The sequence below is a fragment of the Sphingomonas sp. LHG3406-1 genome, from assembly GCF_029637485.1.
In the GTDB taxonomy this organism is placed as follows: Bacteria; Pseudomonadota; Alphaproteobacteria; order Sphingomonadales; family Sphingomonadaceae; genus Sphingomicrobium.
Map to the genome: position 1 here is coordinate 1,130,789 of NZ_CP069128.1, position 18,631 is coordinate 1,149,419.

Sequence of the window (18,631 nt, forward strand, 5' to 3'; positions counted from 1 at the left end):
GAGCTGATCCGAAAGGCACATTTACAATGACATTGTTGCTTCGCGCCGTCGCCTTGTCGTTCGTGGCTCCGTTCCCCGCTGCCGCCCAGGATCAGCTGTTCCGCTATCAGCCGCACGAGCAGACCCGCTGGGTCAGTCCGGAAAATCCGACCGGCGCAAAGGGAGCAGGAGGCCGAGAGAACAAGGGTGCCAAGGGGCATGCCTTCGAGACAATCCCGAAGGGTGGCTCCCACGTCCTCGCCGATGTTCGCGGCGCCGGCATCATCGACCGGATCTGGATGACGATCGAGGACCGTTCGCCCGAAGCGCTCCGGGGTCTCAGGCTCGAAATGTACTGGGACGGTGCGCGCACACCGGCCGTTTCCGTGCCGCTCGGCGATTTCTTCCTCCACGGCGCCGGTCAGATGGTCTCGATGGAAACAGCACTGCTGGCAAGCCCCGAAGGACGCTCGTTCGTTTCGTACATCCCGATGCCTTTCCGCACGGGTGCCAGGATCGTCGTGATCAACGAGTCGCCAAAACCCGTGAATCTCATCTTCTTCGACGTAAACTACCGGCAACTCGCGCAGCAGCCCGCCGACACCCTCTACTTTCACGCCTGGTGGAGCCGTGAGCGAGCAACCAAGCTCGGCCGCGATTTCCGTATCCTGCCTCGCATCCAAGGCCGGGGCCGGTTCCTCGGCGCAAGCGTTACCGTGCTGACCAATCCCGTTTACGAGAAGACCTGGTGGGGCGAGGGAGAGGTCAAGATTGCACTAGACGGCGACCAGATGAGCCAGCCATCGCTCGTCGGTACCGGCACAGAGGATTACATCGGAACCGCCTGGGGCCAGGGCGCCTTCATCAACCGCTATCAGGGGGCGCCGATCGCGACGTGGGAAGACGACGGGCGGTGGACCTTCTACCGTTGGCACATTCCAGATCCGATCTGGTTTCACAAGGATATCGAAGTCGCGCTTCAAGTCATCGGAGGCGCTCGCAAGAACATCGTCCAGGGCCTCCTCGCCAAGGGGGCGCCTCTCCTTCCAGTCACCATCGACCCAGGGAGCCGCAACAACTTCCAGAAGCTGCTGGAAAGCGGCAAGAAGCTGTCCGATCCCTCGCTTCCGGACGGGCATACCAATTATTACCGGAGCGATGACGTGGCGGCCGTCGCTTACTTCTACCTTGATCGTCATGAAGGCGCACTTCCGCCGATCAGCGGCCCTGCTGAGCGCCTCGAAGCCCTTCGCAAAGTGCAACCGAAGTAGACCTTTGCACGACGCGCCAGCCTGCCCTGCCGGAGAGCTGCTGCTTGGGGCGAGGGTCCGCAAGGGCGAATGCGGCTCGCCCGCTTTGGAGGCCGCCGCCTCCGCGCCGACCCTCGCGCCACCTTCAAAGGCAGCTACTTACCGGCTCCCCCGCCAGATTTGCCCGGAGGCGACCCTGGTCGGCGCATCAGGCCAGCGCTTCGCAAGGCGTCTTCGATGACCTCCCTCACCCCTCCGTGTCGAAGCGGTCGCCCGGGTGGCGGCGGCGCTGATACGGAAGGGGTCGGCTTTGCGGCCTCGGCCGCTTTGCTCGCCTGCCCTGGCACTGCTTTTCGCGGCTTGCCGCGGCCGCGATCGAGACCCCAGAAGGCGACGATCCTACGGGTAGACGAAATCCCCACGTCGAGCATGTAGGGACCGGCAGTCTCCCCGCCACCACCCGAAGCTGCACTGATCGGGGTTCCGTGGCCCATGTCGGCAATGACATATTCCTCGATGACCTCGACGCCTTCCGAATTGTTCCATGAGCGGCGGAGGTGGCCGGCGACCTTCTCGGTGGTTGATGGCATCGAGGCGATCGCGTGCAGCCCGCGCCATTGGTCGATCAGCGCAGCCGCATTCCCGGCATCGACCGTTTGGTCGCTGCTGCCGTGCCAGACCGACAGGCTTGGCCAGCGGCCGCGGTGATCCGAGGCGGACCTAACGAGCCTGCTGAGCTGGTCGGGATCCAGTGCCGTTGGTCCACGCATCTGCTCGAACGCCTCCGGCACCGACATGGCCGTGCCGAAGGGAAGGCCCGCGATCGAAGCCCCTCCCGCGAAGACTTCGGGGTAGGTGGCAAGCATCACGGCCGTCATCGCCCCGCCCGCGGAGAGGCCCGTCACATACACTCGACCAGGGTCGAGAACGTGTTGGGAACACATGGCCTCCACCATCTGGACGATGGATCGAGGTTCGCCGCCGCCTCGCCCGTTATCGGCCGGCGAGAACCAGTTGAAGCAAAGGTTCGGATTGTTGCTTCGCTGCTGTTCGGGAAACAGCAGGGCAAAGCCATGCTCGTCCGCCGCCCCTGTCCAGCCGGCGCCGCGATTGTAGCTGCTGGCGGTCTGGGTGCAGCCGTGGAGAACCACGACGAGCGGCGCTCCGGCGGGCAGATCATCCGGGACATAGTATCGGGCGACCAAAGCACCTGGATTGGAACCGAAGCCGGTAAGCTGTTCCAGGCGCTCGTCTGGCTGGTGCTCGAGCGGACCCGGCATTCGGCCCCGGAAGGCGTTCAGGCGGGTGATCGTTTGATGAAGGCCACGGATGTTGCTTCTCCCGCGCCACGATAGGCGCCCGCATCAACGTGCAGACCAGCATTTTGCTGCACTGCAGCATGGATTATGCGCGTTGATGGTCCCCCAACCATGCCGAACAGCCGCTCACCGACGCTGCTGCAGGTCTCATATTGGTGGATGGGCGCACTCGGCGGGGCTGGTGATCCGTCCAGCGACGTCGAGCAAGGCCCTCAGGCGTCCGCGCGAAGGTCGAACGCTTCCCTGGTCCTGTTCGCAACCGCCACTAGCGACAGCATGACGGGAACCTCGACCAGCACGCCGACCACGGTCGCCAGCGCCGCTCCGCTGCCCAGCCCGAAAAGGCCGATCGCAACCGCGACCGCCAGCTCGAAGAAGTTGGACGTGCCGATCAAGGCGCAGGGCGCGGCGATCGGGAACGGCACCCGCCAGGCATAAGCGGCGGCGTAGGTCAGCAGGAAGATGCCATAGCTCTGGATGACGATCGGCGCGGCGATCAGGGCGATGAGTCCCGGCCGGCTCACCACTACTTCCGCCTGGAAGCCGAACAACAGCACGACCGTCGCGAGCAGGCCGACGATGGACATTGGCTTCAGCGCAGCGGTGAAGCTGCTGATCGAAGCCGCATCGCCGCCAGCTCTCGCCAGCAGCACCCGACGGGTGACGAAGCCGGCAGCCAGGGGGATGACGACATAGAGCACCGCCGACAGCAGCAGCGTCTCCCAGGGAACGATGATGTCCGTCACCCCAAGCAGAAAGGCGACGATCGGCGCAAAGGCGAACACCATGATGATGTCGTTCACCGATACCTGCACCAGCGTGTAGTTGGGATCGCCGCGGGTCATCTGCGACCAGACGAACACCATCGCCGTGCAGGGCGCCGCGCCCAGCAGGATCAGGCCGGCTATATATTGCTGTGCGTCAGCAGGGCTGACGAGGTCGGCGAACACGAATTCGAAGAAGAGCACGGCCAGCCCCGCCATGGTGAAGGGCTTGACCAGCCAGTTCACCACCACGGTGAGGACAAGTCCCTTCGGCTTCTCGCCCACCTGCCGCAGGCTGCCGAAGTCGATCGCCACCATCATCGGATAGATCATCGCCCAGATGAGCATGGCCACTGGCAAGTTTACGGAGGAATGCTCCAGGCTTGCCAGCCACCGGAACAGGCCCGGGCTCAAATTACCGAGCACCACCCCCGCCACGATGGCCATGGCGACCCAGACGGACAGCCACTTCTCGAACAGGCCGAGCCCAGCTGCCCTTAGCTCTTCCCGTGCCGCGACCGTCGCCATCAGCAGACCTCCGCCTTGCCGGTCGCGCCGTCGCTGCGACCGATGGCGCGCAGTACTTTGCGAAGCACCTCGAGCGCCTTGGGGTAGACCTCGCCCCTGGGATGGCTGCCGGCGCTATAGGCTCGAAAACCGCCTCGACCCATGTGGTGCAGGAGCGGTTCGCCGAGGATGGAGCGAGCCGAATTCGCAGTGCACAGGAAAAGGACAGTGTAGATCCTGCTCATGCGGTCGCCGGGGCGCAGCAGTTCACGGGGACGGGCGATGATGCCAGCGCCGCGAGTTCCGGACTGTCGCCATAGACCGTGGAGGTCCCGCTGGTGTGGAACGCCTCCCACAGCACTCCATCGGGGTCGGCGGTCCAGCTCTTTTCCGACTTGGCATAGCAGCAGGTGGTGGAGCCTTCTTCCAGCACCGGCCGGTCGGCGGCCTTCAGGCGGGCATAGACGTCCACCAGCTCACTCCGGTCATCCACCTGTATGCCGAGATGCTCGATGCCCTTGTGGGGGCCGCCGACGGAGATCGCGAAGTTCACGCGAGGGTCGTCCAGCATCCACTTGGCATAGTCGTCCTTGGCCACCGTCGGCTCGGCGCCGAACAGGGTCGAGTAAAAGTGGACGGAGGCGGAAAGGTCGGTCACACCGACGTGCACGTGCAAGCGCTTCATGCGGATTTCCTTTCGGGTTCGGTGGTCATGCAGCTTGCCGTCTGCGCGCAGTCCGCTCCGGCACAGCAATTCTCTAGGAGGAAGGCGATCAGGCCATTCATCGCCTGATAGTTCGCCCGGTAGATGAGCGATCGGTGCTGACGCTCCTGCAGGATCAGACCGGCATTGCGCAGCTGGGCCAGGTGAAACGAGAGGGAGCTGTTCGGAACGCCGAGTGCCTGCGCGATGGCCCCAGCCGGCAAGCCGCCCTCCCCCGCCTTCACCAGCAAACGGAACAGCGTCAAGCGATGCTCCTGGGCAAGCGCGGCAAGCGCCACGACAGCATCATCAGTGATCACATCATGCTCCTCACTTCGACGGGTCTCGAAATCACACGAACCGGCTGATGAGTCAACGACTATTCGAGAAAAATCGAAGGAACCGGGAACGACAGGCAAGTCGAACCCAGCGCAAGATGAGGCGTCGGCGAGAAATGGAGATTTTCGGCAGTTTGGACGCAATGGCGCCGATTGTACGCGCTTGCGTCCTGACCGCCCTTGCTGTCGCCTGGACGCTGCTGCTTGCCCGCATCGTGGGCCTCAGGGCGTTCAGCAAGGCCACCGCCTTCGACTTTGCGGCGACGATCGCGACGGGCTCCCTGATCGCCCAGGCCGGGACACGCAGCAATTGGAGCGAATATGGTCAGGCCATGGGAGGAATTAATGCCATCTTCCTGGTGCAGTATCTGCTCGCTTGGGGCCGAACAATTTCGAACCGCTTTGCCGATGCGGTCGACAACACACCGGTGCTGTTGCTGGAACATGGTCGATTCCTCACAGCCGCCATGGAGGAGACCAGGGTCACCCGAGCGACCCTGTTGGAGAAGATCCGAATGTCCGTCGCGGAGCGGATCGAGGACGTGCGCGCCATCGTGCTGGAGACCACCGGCGACATCGCGGTAATGACCGGCGACATCGACCCCGAGCTGCTCAAGGGCGTCCGCCGAATCTAGCCCAGGTGGGAGAGTTGCAGGCGAAGTTCGCGAATCTCGTCGGCAAGCCGCGCGATATCCGCCGAGCCGGCTAGCGGAGCATCAGCTTCGGAAGCGTCACGGCCGATGAAGAAGCTGGCGAAGCTCGCCGTAATGTAGCCGAAGACGGCCAGGCCGTAGATTGACAGCAGGAGGGCGAGCGCTCGGCCCTCGGTGGTAAGTGGCCAGAAGTCGGATCCGATGCTGGTGACCAGCATGGCCGTCCACCATAAGGCATGGCCGTAGGAGGTGAAGCCGCCTTCGACCTCTTCCACCGGCTCGAAGCTGAGCATCCCGGCGGCGCCGAGCACGATGACCAGGATCGTCAATCCGAGAACGTAGCCGAAGCGTCGACGGCGCATGGTGATGCGGAGCGCGTTCATGCTTCGGTTGGCGGTGCCGACGATCCGCACCAGCCTTAGCGCTCGAAGCCCACGTGCGGCGCGAAGCACGGCCAGCGCCCGGAAGAAACGCAGTGCAGGCACGACCAGGGCGAAGATCGTCAGCCAATTGCGCCTGAGGAAGCTCGACCGATCCGGCGAAAGGAGCAGCCGAAGCGCGAACTCGGCAATGAAGATCACCCAGACCGCCGTGCTCGCCAGCGACAGCAAGGCGTTCTCGCCCCACAGCAGTTCGGCGACGACAATCAGCAGCCATGCAAGACCAAGCAGCGCCATCGGCAGGCGCAACCATTCGTCGAGTTCCTCAAGCACGCTCCAGCGCTCCGCGGCCGATGCCATGATCGTCTCCAGTGATTGCCTGCCTGCCAGTCAAGGCATGTCGGCCGGACGGCGTTCCCTGGTCGCCCCGGAAACCAACCGGTTCCTGAACCGTAATCACCGACACAAGGGGACTGTGATGGAAGGAAGCGAAGCGCTCCGGCTGTTCGGCATCACGCTGGTCGGAGCCACGCCGGAGAACGGCAAGAAGCTGCTGCTCACCATCTTCCTGGTGACGGCGGCCGTGCTGTTCGCGACGGTCGGACGGTGGCTGCTTGCCGGCACGCTCGGGCAGCGCGCTCGCCTCAACCGCTCCCGCTTCTGGGCACGGCAGGCGGTGGGCCTACTCGCTGGAGCGATCCTTGTGCTCGGCATCGTCTCCATCTGGTTCGACGATCCGACCCGGCTGACCACCGGGCTTGGGCTGGTGACGGCTGGCGTGGCCTTCGCCCTCCAGCGCGTGATCACCGCCATTGCTGGCTATTTCGTGATCCTGCGCGGCAAGACCTTCAACGTAGGCGACCGCATCGTCATGGGCGGCGTGCGCGGCGATGTCATCGCGCTGTCCTTCATGCAGACCAAGATCCTCGAAATGGGCCAGCCGCCGCCCGTCAGCGGAGCGGAGCCCGCCATGTGGGTCCACTCGCGCCAATTCACCGGGCGGATCGTCACGGTCAGCAACGACAAGATCTTCGATGAGCCCATCTACAACTACACCTACCATTTCCCCTACGTGTGGGAGGAAATCCGCCTGCCGGTGAAGTATGGCGACGACCGCGTCGCCGCCGAAGCCATTCTCCTCGAATCAGCCAGGCGACACGCGATCCGGCAGGACCAGCTCGATCCCCGGCACGGCGCGGATCTGGAGCGGCGCTATGGCATCCGCATCGGGGACGTAGAACCGAAGGTCTACTGGCGCCTTACCGACAATTGGCTGGAACTCACCGTCCGCTTCCTGTCCCCCGACCATGGCACGCGCGAGATCAAGGATGCGATGAGCCGCGAGATCCTTTCCCGGCTCGAGGCGCAAGGCATGGGCCTTGCCTCCGCGACCTTCGAGATCACGGGTCTGCCGGTGCTGACGGTGAATCAGAGAACGGAACCGAAATGAACGGAGGCTTCCGCGCAGCCCTGCAGGCGATCCGGTCCAGCTACTGGTTCATCCCGAGCATCATGGCATTGCTGGCCATCCTGCTCGGCGCGCTGATGATCTGGGTCGATGTCCGCTTGGGGTCCCGCTGGATCAGCGGGCTGAGCTGGTATCAGCAGATCAGGGCGGACGGCGCACGCGAGGTGCTGTCGACCATCGCGGGATCGATGGTGACTGTCGCCGGGGTGGTATTCTCCATCACCATCGTGGCGCTGTCCTACGCATCCAGCCAGTACGGGCCGAGAGTGCTCACCAACTTCATGAGCGATCGCGGAAACACGATCACGCTCGGCACCTTCATCGCGACCTTCCTCTACTGCCTGATGGTCCTGCGGACGATCCGCGGCGGGGACGACGACTTCGTTCCCCAATATGCGGTCATCGTGGCGATGCTGCTTGCGGTCTGCTCGATCGGGGTGCTGATCTACTTCATCCACCACGTGCCGCAGAGCATTCACATCAACAATGTGGTGGGTCACATCGGTGAGCAGCTGGTCCGGGGAGCGCGGAAGCGCTTCCCGGACATGATCGGAAGCGGATCCGCCTCTGCGGCGCGCGGGCAGACGCCGGAGGAGCGCGGCCCTTCGGTGACCGCGCCCGCAGCGGCGACCGGCTACATACAATCCATCGACGACGAGCAGCTATTGTCCATCGCATCCAAGGCCGACGTGCTGATCCGGCTGCGTTATCGGCCGGGCGACTTCGTGATGGACGGTCGAGGAATCGCCGAGGTCGCTCCGTCCGGCCACTGGAATGACGAATGCACCGGCAAACTGCAGGACTGCTTCACCGTCGGCAACAAGCGCACGCCCGAGCACGACCTGATGTTCCTGGTCAGCGAACTGGTCGAGATCGCGGCAAGGGCGCTGTCACCGGGCGTCAACGATCCGATGACGGCGATCACCTGCCTCGACTGGCTGGGCGCGGGCGGGAGCGAATTCGCCATCCGTGAGATGCCCGAGCCGGTTCGGCACGACGGGGACGGCAAGCCGCGCCTTGTCGCCGAGGCGGATAGCTTTGCTTTCTATGTGGATCGGGCGTTCGGCCGGCTGCGTCAGTATGCGGCGGCCGACGTGATCGCCGCGCTGCACTGGATCCGGGTGGTCGGCGAACTTGCCGCGACCTGCCGCACGCCTGATCAGATCGACGTTCTCTGCAGGCAATCGGCGCTTTTCCGGGACCAGGCTGCCGCCTCCCTCGAGGGTCCCAATTCCCTCGAAGTATCCAGGCGAGCGCTGGCGCTTCAGGCGCTTCTCGAGCGGGGAGCCGGCGCTATCGACTCGGCGCAAATCGACTGGCTGGGCGGGAGCAGCTGAAAGGAAGCAGCTACCCGGATCGTTTTCGGCGGCGACCAGCCGGAGTTGTTCTCGTCAGGTATCGGGCGGCTTTGCGTTCAGCCAAATGCCAGGCGAGGTTCCGGATCCCGGGGATTGGTTCGAAGGAGCCGCGACGTCTCCACCGCCGCTTGACGATGCACCACGGCTCGCCGGTAGGCCTCGTCCACGACCATTTCGAGGAATGCTGCGGCAGTCGGATAGCGAGCCACGAAAGCGACATCCCATCGCTCGTCTGGCGGTCCGATCAGCAACATCTGCGGAGTAGCCGACCAGACGATGGCTCCGCCCACCCGCTCGAATATGGGTGACGACTCCCTGGAATAGGACTTGTACGCCGCGGCGCCCGATAGGCGATCCCGCGAAGCAGGGTGGTCGGCCGGATACTCGGCCTGCTCTCGAAAGCGAACCAGGTTCAACATCTCGATCGGGCGATCGCGGGGCAAGAGCTTGAAGCGCTCGAACGCCTCCCGATCAGGGTCGATGCATGCTTCTCGGTCGCTCACATTCCACTCCGGGACGGTCTCGGTGCTTCCCTTAGAGCTAACGGGGGCGATGATGGCAACGTCCGACCAGGCGAAGAAGCCAGACGCCGCTGGACTGAACGACGGCGCGCCAGGCGACCCAGCAAGATGCGCTGGGAGCTACCGAAAATGGGCGCCATGCCGCTCGAAGGCAAGCCCGCATGGGCTGACGAACCTTCCCCGGCGCCGCTTCAGCTACCCGTCACGTCCTTCACATTGTCGTCGCTGTTGCGGTCGATGAAGAAGTTGTACGGATCGATCCCGGCGAAGGTCGGCTTGGCGGCGGTTCGCATGACCAATGTCTGGCTGCCGTTCTTCAGCGGCCGGCGCTCCATCACCAGCACGTTCCTGGCATCGTATGCGCCGATCCCCGGCCGCGCCGTGAACAGGCCGATCTCGATCGGCTCCGCCAGCGGCTCCGGCCTCTCCGCGCCCTTGCCGTCGGCAACGAACTTCTCGCCCGCGACCGTCAGCTTCGTCTCCCAGCCATTGCCGACCTTGCGGGTCGTCGCGTCGATCACCTTCAGGTCATAGAGCGTGATCCGCTCGAACAGGTCGGTGATCAGCTGCTGCTGCTCCGGCGTCCTTGCCTCCCTGCGGAACTCGGTCATAAGGTCGGTCGAGCGCAGGTACGGCGGCCCCGCGAAGCGGAACCTGGCGACGAACCGGCTAAGTGCCCTGTTCACCGCATCCTCGCCGAGCCGCTCCTGCAGCAGGTACATCGCCACCGCGCCCTTGCGATAGTGGAGGTACTGCTGGTTCTCGACCCGCAGGAGCGGCTGCTCCTCGACCGCCTCGCCCTTGCGCCCGGCAAGATAGCGGTCGAGCTCATACTTGAGGAACCGGCGGATCTTGTCCGGTCCGTAGATCTTCCGCATCACCATCAGCGCCGAATATTGCGCCAGCGTCTCGCTGGTCAGCGTTCCGCCCTGCTGGTCGGCGCCGATCACCTGGTGCGCCCAATATTGGTGCGCCACCTCGTGGGCCACGACATAGGTGGTGAAGTCGATCTTTTCCGGGTCGTTCGTATTGGCGTTGAAGCCGATCGACTCCGAATAGGGCATGGTGCCAGCGAACGCCTGGGCGAAGCTCTGATAGCCCGGGAATTCGATGATTCGGGCATAGTTGAACTGATAGGGCCCGAAGTTCTCCCGGTAATAGTCGAGGCTGACCTCCATCGCCCGCAGCATCTTGCTGACGTTGAAGTCGTGGCTCGGGTGGTGGAGCACCGACAGGAGCACGCCATCGTGGCTCTTCGCGGCGGTCCGGTAATCGGCCGACTGGATCGAGAAGAAGTTGAGGATTGGCGCCGGGCTGACGAAGCGCGCGGTCCGTCGGCCGTTCGCCGTCGTGTCGGAGACGAGGTTGCCGGGCGCCATCGGCCGCTGGCCGGCGTCGGTGGTCAGCCGAATGTCGCTCATCACCCAGTCGGCACCGGCATAGTTGCGCCGCGTCGCGCTCATGTCCTCGAGCCTGGCCGGGCGGAGTTCCGCCGGCAGGCCCTGGCGGCGGCGCTGGGTCCGGTCGCCGAGCAACTGGTCGCGGTCCATGCCAATGACCGGCGCGAACACGCCGTTGTTCACGAACGTGCCGTTCTCGATCAGGTCGGTGCTGGGCGACCCTGCTCGGAAGCCGCGCCGCCACACCTCGCTGCGGAACAGCAGGTCACTGGTCGCGCCCGGCGCCAGCGGCCGGTCGAAGCGGTAGATGCGATAACCGAACTTCTCGTCATTGGAGACGAGCCGCGCGCCGTCGATGTCGAGCTTGGCGAAACGCACGTCGAGATCTGTCGTGCGGACATGGACGTCGCTCAGCGGTGCCCCGGTGCGGTTGACGAGCTGGTAGCGCCCGTCGGTCACCATCCGCCGCTCGGCCGGATGAAGCTGCACGTCGAGCGTGACCTTTGCCACGCTCGGCTGCGGCAGCTTCTCGTATTTCAGGTACTTGCGCTCATATTCGGCGCGCCAGGCCTCGATCTCGTCGCTGGTCTGGTAGCGGTTCAGGACCTTGATGTTGTGATAGGCGTAGGCGCCCGTTCCCACCATGGCGAGCGCCGCCGCACCGGCAATGGCGTAAGGCGCCTTCGAACCCGGCCGCCGCAGCCGCTTCAGCCGCGTCCGCAGCCCGAGATCGGTCCCGCGCGGCCACAGGAGGTGCGCGATGACGCACAGGATGAGCGCGCACATCAGCCAGTAGAATTGCAGCACCGCCTGACCGCGCCAGAAGGAGCCCGCCCCGGCGAAGTCGCTGAGCGGCACGGCCGGCGAGCCGGCATAGATGTAGAGCGGGTTCGCGAAGCCGAGGTTGTTGAGGAAGATGCTTCCCACGAACCACAGGAAGATGATGCCCCAGCCGACATATTTGTTGGGGCTCAGCACCTGCGCGACCACCGCCAGGATGGCGATCAGCAGCGCATCGATCGAGGACGGCAGGATGAACCAGGCGAGATAGCCGACGATGCCGAACTCCCGCGCGCCCTCGAACAGCTGGTAGGTGAGGCCGGCGATCATCGCCGCCGAATTCACGATTGCCAGCACGAGGAAGATCGCAACGATCTTCGGCACCGTCATCACCCAGCTCGGAACCGGGCTCGAGTCGATCAGCTCGTTGAACTTGCGGTCGCGCTCCCGCCACACCAGTTCGCCGCCGTAAAAGACCGCGACCATCAGCAGGAAGATGGACGACATGCCGCGCACCGTATCGATGACGTTGGTAGCGGTCGGAAAATCAGAGGTGCCGTAGGTCGATCCGCCCTGCCACAGATTGGCGGCGGTGAAGCCGAACGCCAGCAGGCACAGGATGATGAGTCCGGGGCTGGTCAGAACCTGCCGCACTTCGACCCGCAGGCGCATCACGAACTGGGCAGCGCGCGAGGGCTCCATCGACCGGGCCACGACCGCATCGCCGCCGAGTGTCGGGACGGCCGCGGCTGCCTTGGCTTCCCTGGCCTCGCGTCTGGCCAGCTTCTTCAGCCGCCGCCTGGACGGCGCCCGCTCGCTCATCGAAAAGCGCCACAGCGCAAGGCCGAGGAAGGCCGTGCCGAGCAGGATCGCCCAGATCCGGTTGAAGGCGATCACGCCGCTGAACTCGATCAGCCGCGAGTTCATCTCGGCCTGGGTCCAATATTGGCTGGTGTAGCCGAAGGCGGCGGTCCCGAGCGGCTCCCAGCGGGCGAACAGTTCGCGCAGTTCGAGCTTCTGGCCGGCCACCCCGCTGGCAATCAGATAGCCCATCACCACCAACACGGCGGCGATGTAGCTCGCCAGCATCGACCGAAGCGCCGTTGCCGTCGCAAACAGGATTGCACTGAGCAGGAAGATGTTGGGAATGGCGAGGATCAGATAATACCAGGCATAATGGCCCGGCCGGAATGGCCCGATCGTCTCTGGATCGACCCACGGCATCAACGTGCCCACGATCATTCCGAGGGGAAGCGCCAGATAGCCGAGCCAGGCGACGGTCAGCCCGCCGAGGAAGCGGCCGAGCACGATCTGCACCTTGGTCACCGGCGTCGCACGGACGATCGGCGCGAAGCCGCTGGACTCGTCGCGGACAATCGCATTGGCGACGAAGGCGGTAATCACGAACAGGTAGAAGAAGCTGAATACGCCAAGCGCGACGCCGATCGCGTAGGGAGCATTCTCCTTGACCGCGCCGGGCGTGCCGATGCTGACATTCGCGCTTGCGGTCAGGCCGAAGCCGAGCAGGAAGAAGACGGCGACGGCCACCCAGAAGACCGGGTTCCGGAGCTGGTAGCGGATCTCGAAGCGCGTGATTCCGAGGAACATGGCTGTTGCTCCTCAGGCCGCGCGGCGGAGGGTGGACAGGGTCGCGAAATAGACGTCCTCGAGCCCGCCCTCGACCGGCTCGAACCCGGCCGGCGGGCTGTCGCTCAGCACATGGATGATGGTCTTGCCCGCAAACAGGCGGGTCGAAATGACGTCGAACCGCTGCTGATGCTCGGCCAGCTCGGCATGGGCGATGGCCTTTTTCCACACCCGCCCGCGGGTCGAGGCGATGAGGTCGGACGGCTTGCCCTGGAGCTGCAGCTTGCCGCCCGCCAGCACCGCCATCAGCGGGCACAGGTCGGCGACGTCATCGACGATGTGGGTCGACAGGATGACGACGACATTGTCGCCGATCGCGGCCAGCAGGTTGAGGAAGCGGTTGCGCTCCTCGGGATCGAGGCCGGCGGTCGGCTCGTCGACGATGATCAGTTCGGGACTTCCGATCAGCGCCTGGGCGATCCCGAAGCGCTGCCGCATGCCGCCGGAAAATCCAGCGATCGCCTTGTCGCGCACCGCCCACAAGTTGGTCTGGTTGAGCAGCGTCTCGACGACCGCCTTGCGCTCCCCCTTGCCGGTGATGCCCTTCAGCACCGCCATCTGGTCGAGCATCGCATAGGCCGACACGCGCGGGTAGACGCCGAAGTCCTGCGGCAGGTAGCCAAGGGTGCGACGCAACGTCTCGGGCTCGGCCAGCACGTCGATGTCGCCGAAGCGGATGCTGCCCGCGGTCGGGGTCTGCAGCGTCGCCACCGTCCGCATCAGGGTCGACTTGCCCGCACCGTTGGGACCGAGCAGCCCGAACATGCCGCGCGGGATCGACAGGTCGACCTGGCTCAAGGCCACCGTGCCGTTGGCATAAGTGTGCGAAAGCCCCGAAATCTCAAGCATCTTCAGCCCCCTGGCACGCGCTTCTTCAGCGGTCGTGGGCGAAGGCTAGCAAAGGTTCGGAAAGCCGCAACTTTCCATTCGTCGAACCGACGAACGGAGGTCAGAGCACGTAGCGGATGCGGATCTGCTGCACGGTGGGCGACGCCGGCATGGTGAAGCGGATCTCTTCCCACTTGGGCGCGCGCGGCTTCATCGCTGGATTGTTGGAGAAGCCGAACCCCTCGCGCGGGATGCCGAGCGTCATGTCGAGCTTGCCGTTGCGATTCTCGTCATGGACGATCAGCAGGGCATAGGTGCCGGGTCTGACCTTGCCGAGATCCAGCCGGGCAGCCTTGCCGGCCTCGACCGACCGCGACACCGCCGCCGGATCGTCCTTGCAATTGAGGAATTTGGCGGGGCTCGCCGTCAGGCACAGGTGGACCAGTCCCTTGGCCGACCTCAGTCCCGTCAGTTGCACCTGCAGGTCGGCACTCCCCGTGCCGGCCTGATCCGGTGTCGCCCCGGCCGCTGTAGCCAAAGCCAGCAGCGCCACGCTCATCATCGCGATCCTCATGCCCCGCCTCTTGCCGCCGCATGCTTGAGGGTCGCTTAACGGACCTCGGGCGGGGTCGCCAGCGCGGGATTGCGCGGCTACAGCCTGACCCAGGATGCGGCGTGCGGACCTGGTGATCGTCGGAGGAGGGCTGGCCGGGGGGCTGTGCGCCCTCGCGCTCCGCCACCGCCGCCCCGACCTCGACCTTCTGCTGATCGAGCCCGGCGAGACGATCGGTGGCAATCATCTCTGGTCCTTCTTCGACAGCGACGTGGCGCCGAAGCAGCGCTGGCTGACCAATCCGCTGATCGGCCACCGCTGGCAGGGCTACGAAGTCCGCTTCCCCGCCCACCAGCGCCCGCTCGAACAAATCTACCAGACGATCGAGAGCGAGAAGCTCGACCAGGCCGTGCGCGCATGTCTCGCCCCCGCACGCATCCTCCGCGCCCAGGCCGCGGAGCTTGGCCCCACCCACGTCCTGCTTGCTGGCGGCGAGCGGATCGAGGCCGGCGCGGTGCTCGACGCCCGCGGCGGCAAGGCCGAGGGGCTGGAGCTCGGCTGGCAGAAGTTTGTCGGCCAGCTGCTCACCATCCCGCAAGGGCATGGCCTCACGCGCCCGATCGTGATGGACGCAACGGTCGAGCAGCATGACGGCTATCGCTTCGTCTACTGCCTGCCCTTCTCGCCCACCGAACTGTTCGTCGAGGACACCTACTACAGCGACGGGCCCGAGCTCGACCGCGAGCTGCTGCGCGACCGCATCGGCGATTATGCGGCGGCGAGCGGCTGGCAGGTTGCGGCCCGGACCCGCGAGGAAGATGGAGTGCTGCCCGTGGTGATCGGCGGAGACTTCGACCGCCTCTGGCCGAAACAGGACCCGGTCGCCCGCGCCGGCGCCCGCGGCGGCTTCTTCCATCCGCTGACCAGCTATTCCCTGCCCGACGCCGTGCGCTTCGCCTGCTGGCTCGCCGAACAGGCGCCGCTCGACGCTTCGCTCGGTCAGGCGACCCGCGCCCGCGCGCGGCGCCACTGGAAGCGGGGCGCCTTTTACCGGCTGCTCACCGCCCTCCTCTTCCACGCCGCCGAGCCCGGCCAACGCTATGCCGTGCTGGAGCGTTTCTACCGCCTTTCCGGCCCCTTGATCGCGCGCTTCTATGCTGGCCGAAGCACGGGGCTGGACAAGGCGCGAATCCTGTCCGGCAAGCCCCCCGTGCCCTTCTTCCGGGCGCTACGTGTTCTGAAAGACAGTCTGTGACCAATCCCAATCTGAAGACTGCCATCGTCATCGGCGCCGGCTTCGGCGGTCTGGCCCTCGCCATCCGCCTTCAGTCGGCGGGCGTGCAGACGACCATCGTCGAAGCGCGCGACAAGCCGGGCGGCCGCGCCTACGTCTGGGAGAAGGACGGGCACGTGTTCGATGCCGGCCCGACCGTCATCACCGATCCCGACTGCCTCCAGCGGCTGTGGAAGCTCAGCGGCCACGACATGGCCGAGGACGTCGACCTCGTCCCGGTGAAGCCCTTCTACCGCCTGTCCTGGCCCGATGGAGTCGTGTTCGACTACACCAACGACGACGCCGAACTGAAGGCCGCGATGGACGCCCTCAACCCCAATGACTGGGCCGGCTACCAGCGCTTTCTCGCCTACAGCGCCGGCGTTTTCCAGGAAGGCTATGTGAAGCTCGGCACCAAGGCCTTCGAGAGCATCGGCGACATGCTGAAGGCGGCCCCGGCGCTCGCCAAGTATCAGGCCTGGCGCTCGGTCTATTCCATGGTCTCGAGCTTCGTCGAGGACGAGCATCTCCGCCAGGCGCTCTCCTTTCACACCCTGCTGGTCGGCGGCAATCCGATGACCTGCTCGTCCATCTACGCATTGATCCACAAGCTGGAGCGCGACGGCGGCGTGTGGTTCGCCAAGGGCGGCACCAACAAGCTGATCGCCGGCATGGTCCGCCATTTCGAGCGGATCGGCGGCACCATCCACCTCGGCGACCCGGTCACTGCCATCACCGCCGTCGAGGACCGGGTCACCGGCGTCCGCACCCGCTCCGGCTGGACTGCCGAGGCCGATGCGGTCGCCTCCAACGGCGACGTCGTCCACAGCTACGGCCTGATCGAGGGCTCCAGTCGCGGGCCGAGCCAGGTCCGCGCCCTCAAGCGCAAGCGCTTCTCGCCCGGCCTGTTCGTGCTCCACTTCGGACTTGAGGGCATCTTCCCCGACATCGCCCACCACACCATCCTCTTCGGCCCCCGCTACGGCGGCCTCGTCAACGACATCTACAAGACCGGCAAGCTCGCCACCGACCCCGCGCTCTACCTCCACCATCCGACGATCACCGATCCGTCGATGGCACCGCCCGGCTGCTCTACCTTCTACGCGCTGGCGCCCGTGCCCAACGCCAAGCGCGCCGACGTCGACTGGGCGGTCGAAGGGCCCAAATATCAGGAAGTCGTGCTCGACACGCTGGCAGAGCGACTGTTCCCCGACATCCGCAGCCGCATCCGCACCATCTTCCACTATACGCCGGCCGACTTCAGCACCGACCTCGCAGCCCATCTCGGAAGCGCCTTCAGCCTTGAACCGGTGCTGTGGCAGTCGGCCTGGTTCCGCACCCACAACCGCGACGACAAGATCAGGAACCTCTACTTCGTCGGTGCCGGCACCCATCCGGGCGCGGGTATCCCGGGCGTGGTCGGAAGCGCCGAGGCGACCGCGGGGCTGATGCTCGCGTGACCGGGCCAGTCAGAGTGACCGGGGATGAGCGGGCACGGCTGGTCCAGGGCGCGCTGGAAAGCATCTCGGTCGGCAGCAAGAGCTTCCGTTTTGCCAGCCAGCTGTTCGACCTCCCCACGCGTGAGCGCAGCTGGCTGCTCTATGCCTGGTGCCGCGCCTGCGACGACATCACCGATGGCCAGACCCTCGGCCACGATGCCGTCCGTGTCGCCGATCCCGCCGCCCGCATCGCCTTCCTCCATGAAAAGACCGACGCGGCCTTCGCGGGCGAGGAGACCGGCCTCGTCCCCTTCGAGGCGCTGCGGGTGGTCGCCGCCGAATGCGCCATTCCACCGGCAATCGCCGCGGACCATCTCGCCGGCTTCGCGCGCGACGCCTCCGGCTGGCGCCCGCAGACCACCGGCGACCTCCTTTCCTATTGCTACCAGGTAGCGGGCGCGGTCGGGGTGATGATGGCGCATGTCATGGGCGTTGCGCCGGAGGACGAGGACACGCTCCACCGCGCCGCCGACCTTGGTATCGCCTTCCAGCTGGCGAACATCGCCCGCGACATCGTCGACGATGCCAAGGTGGGACGCGTCTATCTCCCGTCGGAATGGCTGGAAGCAGAAGGGCTCGACGACGCCGACCTCGCCGATCCGCGCCACCGGCCTGCCCTGGCCCGAATGGCCCACCGCCTCAGCGACATGGCCGATGACTATCGCCGCTCGGCCCGCATCGGCGCCGCCCGCCTGCCCTTCCGCAGCCGCTGGGCGATCCTGTCGGCGAGCGGCATCTACGGCGAAATCGCCACCCGCGCCGCCGCCCTCGGCCCGCGCGCGTGGGACGACCGCATCACCACCTCAAAGGCGGAGAAGGCGGCGCTGGTGATGGAAGCGTTCTGGGAGGCTCTCTGGCCGGTCAGGCCCGTTCCGCGGACCGGCTTGTGGACGCGCCCTTCGCGGCCCTGACCCGGGCCTCGGCACTGGACTTCAATTCGCGCTTCAGCGCATCGACCGGCGGCGCGTAGATGAAGCCGAAGCTCACCGCCCCGTCCCGGCTCTCCACGGCATGGTGCAGCTTGTGCGCCTGGACGATCCGCTTGAAATAGGTCGAGCGCGGCACGATCCGGTGCGGCAGGCGGCCGTGCACGATGACGTCGTGAAAGCCGAAATAGATGACCCCGTAGAAGGCAACGCCTGCCCCCATCCAGGTCGCCCAATCGCCCCAGCCGGCGTTGATTCCGCCCCAGATCAGCAGGATCGAGGGGAGCGCGAAGACCACGGCATAAAGGTCGTTCTTCTCGAACCAGCCCTGGCGCTCGCGGTGGTGGCTTTCGTGCCAGTTCCACCCGAGCTTCGAGTGCATGACGAAGCGGTGGAGGACATAGGCGAAGCCCTCCATCACGATGACCGTCGCGGTAAACAGGATGATGCCGGCGAGCCAGGACATGCCGGCGATATAGGCACTC

General features: G+C 65.5%; 17 protein-coding genes and 1 pseudogene. 7 read left to right on the forward strand and 11 right to left on the reverse strand.

Annotated features, from left to right (window positions below):
* Positions 1-26: 26 nt before the first annotated feature.
* Entirely contained in the window at positions 27-1,250 is a 1,224-nt protein-coding gene (locus tag JOY29_RS05405) for a glycoside hydrolase family 172 protein (protein ID WP_300975168.1), read from the forward strand.
* A 134-nt stretch (positions 1,251-1,384) separates the two neighbouring features.
* Here the strand turns inward: JOY29_RS05405 and JOY29_RS05410 are convergent, their stop codons facing one another.
* The 5 genes and pseudogenes from JOY29_RS05410 to JOY29_RS05430 all read right to left on the reverse strand — a co-directional run bounded on the left by JOY29_RS05410 (position 1,385) and on the right by JOY29_RS05430 (position 4,842).
* The gene (locus tag JOY29_RS05410; protein WP_300975169.1) at positions 1,385-2,509 is read right to left on the reverse strand and encodes a PHB depolymerase family esterase; all 1,125 of its coding nucleotides are present in this window, start codon (positions 2,507-2,509) and stop codon (positions 1,385-1,387) included.
* 251 nt (positions 2,510-2,760) lie between these two features.
* Entirely contained in the window at positions 2,761-3,840 is a 1,080-nt protein-coding gene (gene arsB / locus JOY29_RS05415; protein WP_300975170.1) for an ACR3 family arsenite efflux transporter, read from the reverse strand.
* 62 nt (positions 3,841-3,902) lie between these two features.
* Positions 3,903-4,064, reverse strand: a pseudogene (locus JOY29_RS05420) (arsenate reductase ArsC); the annotation flags it as partial.
* The gene (locus JOY29_RS05425; protein ID WP_300975171.1) at positions 4,061-4,504 is read right to left on the reverse strand and encodes an ArsI/CadI family heavy metal resistance metalloenzyme; all 444 of its coding nucleotides are present in this window, start codon (positions 4,502-4,504) and stop codon (positions 4,061-4,063) included. The gene JOY29_RS05425 and the pseudogene JOY29_RS05420, both read right to left, overlap by 4 nt.
* Positions 4,501-4,842, reverse strand: a complete 342-nt coding sequence (locus JOY29_RS05430; protein WP_300975172.1) for a helix-turn-helix transcriptional regulator — start codon at positions 4,840-4,842, stop codon at positions 4,501-4,503. The genes JOY29_RS05425 and JOY29_RS05430 overlap by 4 nt, the downstream gene beginning before the upstream one ends.
* A gap of 161 nt (positions 4,843-5,003) precedes the next feature.
* Between JOY29_RS05430 and JOY29_RS05435 the strand changes: the two genes are divergently transcribed.
* On the forward strand, positions 5,004-5,495 hold the full coding sequence (locus JOY29_RS05435) for a DUF421 domain-containing protein (RefSeq protein ID WP_300975173.1): 492 nt from the start codon (positions 5,004-5,006) through the stop codon (positions 5,493-5,495).
* Here JOY29_RS05435 and JOY29_RS05440 read toward each other — a convergent pair.
* Positions 5,492-6,253, reverse strand: coding sequence for an ion transporter (locus JOY29_RS05440; protein ID WP_300975174.1), 762 nt, complete (start codon positions 6,251-6,253; stop codon positions 5,492-5,494). The two genes, JOY29_RS05435 and JOY29_RS05440, sit on opposite strands and share 4 nt — an antisense overlap.
* A gap of 118 nt (positions 6,254-6,371) precedes the next feature.
* On the opposite strand from JOY29_RS05440, the gene JOY29_RS05445 reads away from it, so the two are divergent.
* The gene (locus tag JOY29_RS05445) at positions 6,372-7,343 is read left to right on the forward strand and encodes a mechanosensitive ion channel domain-containing protein (RefSeq protein ID WP_300975175.1); all 972 of its coding nucleotides are present in this window, start codon (positions 6,372-6,374) and stop codon (positions 7,341-7,343) included.
* A complete protein-coding gene (locus tag JOY29_RS05450; RefSeq protein ID WP_300975176.1) occupies positions 7,340-8,698 on the forward strand; it encodes a DUF2254 domain-containing protein in 1,359 nt (452 codons plus the stop codon). Before JOY29_RS05445 ends, JOY29_RS05450 begins: the two co-directional genes overlap by 4 nt.
* 77 nt (positions 8,699-8,775) lie before the next feature.
* Here JOY29_RS05450 and JOY29_RS05455 read toward each other — a convergent pair whose 3' ends face one another.
* The 4 genes from JOY29_RS05455 to JOY29_RS05470 all read right to left on the reverse strand — a co-directional run bounded on the left by JOY29_RS05455 (position 8,776) and on the right by JOY29_RS05470 (position 14,469).
* On the reverse strand, positions 8,776-9,222 hold the full coding sequence (locus JOY29_RS05455; protein ID WP_300975177.1) for a DUF1330 domain-containing protein: 447 nt from the start codon (positions 9,220-9,222) through the stop codon (positions 8,776-8,778).
* Between the two features lie 209 nt (positions 9,223-9,431).
* Positions 9,432-13,028, reverse strand: a complete 3,597-nt coding sequence (locus JOY29_RS05460; RefSeq protein ID WP_300975178.1) for a M1 family aminopeptidase — start codon at positions 13,026-13,028, stop codon at positions 9,432-9,434.
* 12 nt (positions 13,029-13,040) lie between these two features.
* Complete coding sequence (locus JOY29_RS05465; RefSeq protein ID WP_300975179.1) at positions 13,041-13,916, reverse strand: ABC transporter ATP-binding protein; 876 nt, start codon at positions 13,914-13,916, stop codon at positions 13,041-13,043.
* A gap of 100 nt (positions 13,917-14,016) precedes the next feature.
* Entirely contained in the window at positions 14,017-14,469 is a 453-nt protein-coding gene (locus JOY29_RS05470) for a DUF2141 domain-containing protein (protein WP_300975180.1), read from the reverse strand.
* Between the two features lie 94 nt (positions 14,470-14,563).
* Here JOY29_RS05470 and crtY point away from each other — a divergent pair, with 94 nt between their 5' ends.
* The 3 genes from crtY to JOY29_RS05485 are packed head-to-tail and all read left to right on the forward strand — an operon-like array spanning position 14,564 to position 18,131.
* Positions 14,564-15,703 (forward strand): lycopene beta-cyclase CrtY, encoded by a 1,140-nt coding sequence (crtY, locus tag JOY29_RS05475; RefSeq protein WP_300975181.1) that lies wholly within the window; start codon positions 14,564-14,566, stop codon positions 15,701-15,703.
* Complete coding sequence (locus JOY29_RS05480; protein ID WP_300975182.1) at positions 15,700-17,181, forward strand: phytoene desaturase; 1,482 nt, start codon at positions 15,700-15,702, stop codon at positions 17,179-17,181. Before crtY ends, JOY29_RS05480 begins: the two co-directional genes overlap by 4 nt.
* 14 nt (positions 17,182-17,195) lie before the next feature.
* Positions 17,196-18,131, forward strand: coding sequence for a phytoene/squalene synthase family protein (locus JOY29_RS05485; RefSeq protein WP_300975183.1), 936 nt, complete (start codon positions 17,196-17,198; stop codon positions 18,129-18,131).
* Here the strand turns inward: JOY29_RS05485 and JOY29_RS05490 are convergent.
* Positions 18,082-18,612 carry a sterol desaturase family protein gene (locus tag JOY29_RS05490; RefSeq protein WP_300975184.1) on the reverse strand — a complete coding sequence of 177 codons (531 nt, stop codon included), beginning with the start codon at positions 18,610-18,612 and terminating at the stop codon, positions 18,082-18,084. The two genes, JOY29_RS05485 and JOY29_RS05490, sit on opposite strands and share 50 nt — an antisense overlap.
* Positions 18,613-18,631 lie beyond the last annotated feature (19 nt).

Bases quoted from the DNA above. Each gene is read 5' to 3' on its own strand.
- JOY29_RS05405 (WP_300975168.1), top strand. From the start codon at position 27: ATGACATTGTTGCTTCGCGCCGTCGCCTTGTCGTTCGTGGCTCCGTTC.
- JOY29_RS05410 (WP_300975169.1), bottom strand. From the start codon at position 2,509: ATGCCGGGTCCGCTCGAGCACCAGCCAGACGAGCGCCTGGAACAGCTT.
- arsB (WP_300975170.1), bottom strand. From the start codon at position 3,840: ATGGCGACGGTCGCGGCACGGGAAGAGCTAAGGGCAGCTGGGCTCGGC.
- JOY29_RS05425 (WP_300975171.1), bottom strand. From the start codon at position 4,504: ATGAAGCGCTTGCACGTGCACGTCGGTGTGACCGACCTTTCCGCCTCC.
- JOY29_RS05435 (WP_300975173.1), top strand. From the start codon at position 5,004: ATGGCGCCGATTGTACGCGCTTGCGTCCTGACCGCCCTTGCTGTCGCC.
- JOY29_RS05440 (WP_300975174.1), bottom strand. From the start codon at position 6,253: ATGGCATCGGCCGCGGAGCGCTGGAGCGTGCTTGAGGAACTCGACGAA.
- JOY29_RS05445 (WP_300975175.1), top strand. From the start codon at position 6,372: ATGGAAGGAAGCGAAGCGCTCCGGCTGTTCGGCATCACGCTGGTCGGA.
- JOY29_RS05450 (WP_300975176.1), top strand. From the start codon at position 7,340: ATGAACGGAGGCTTCCGCGCAGCCCTGCAGGCGATCCGGTCCAGCTAC.
- JOY29_RS05460 (WP_300975178.1), bottom strand. From the start codon at position 13,028: ATGTTCCTCGGAATCACGCGCTTCGAGATCCGCTACCAGCTCCGGAAC.
- JOY29_RS05465 (WP_300975179.1), bottom strand. From the start codon at position 13,916: ATGCTTGAGATTTCGGGGCTTTCGCACACTTATGCCAACGGCACGGTG.
- JOY29_RS05470 (WP_300975180.1), bottom strand. From the start codon at position 14,469: ATGAGGATCGCGATGATGAGCGTGGCGCTGCTGGCTTTGGCTACAGCG.
- crtY (WP_300975181.1), top strand. From the start codon at position 14,564: ATGCGGCGTGCGGACCTGGTGATCGTCGGAGGAGGGCTGGCCGGGGGG.
- JOY29_RS05490 (WP_300975184.1), bottom strand. From the start codon at position 18,612: ATGTCCTGGCTCGCCGGCATCATCCTGTTTACCGCGACGGTCATCGTG.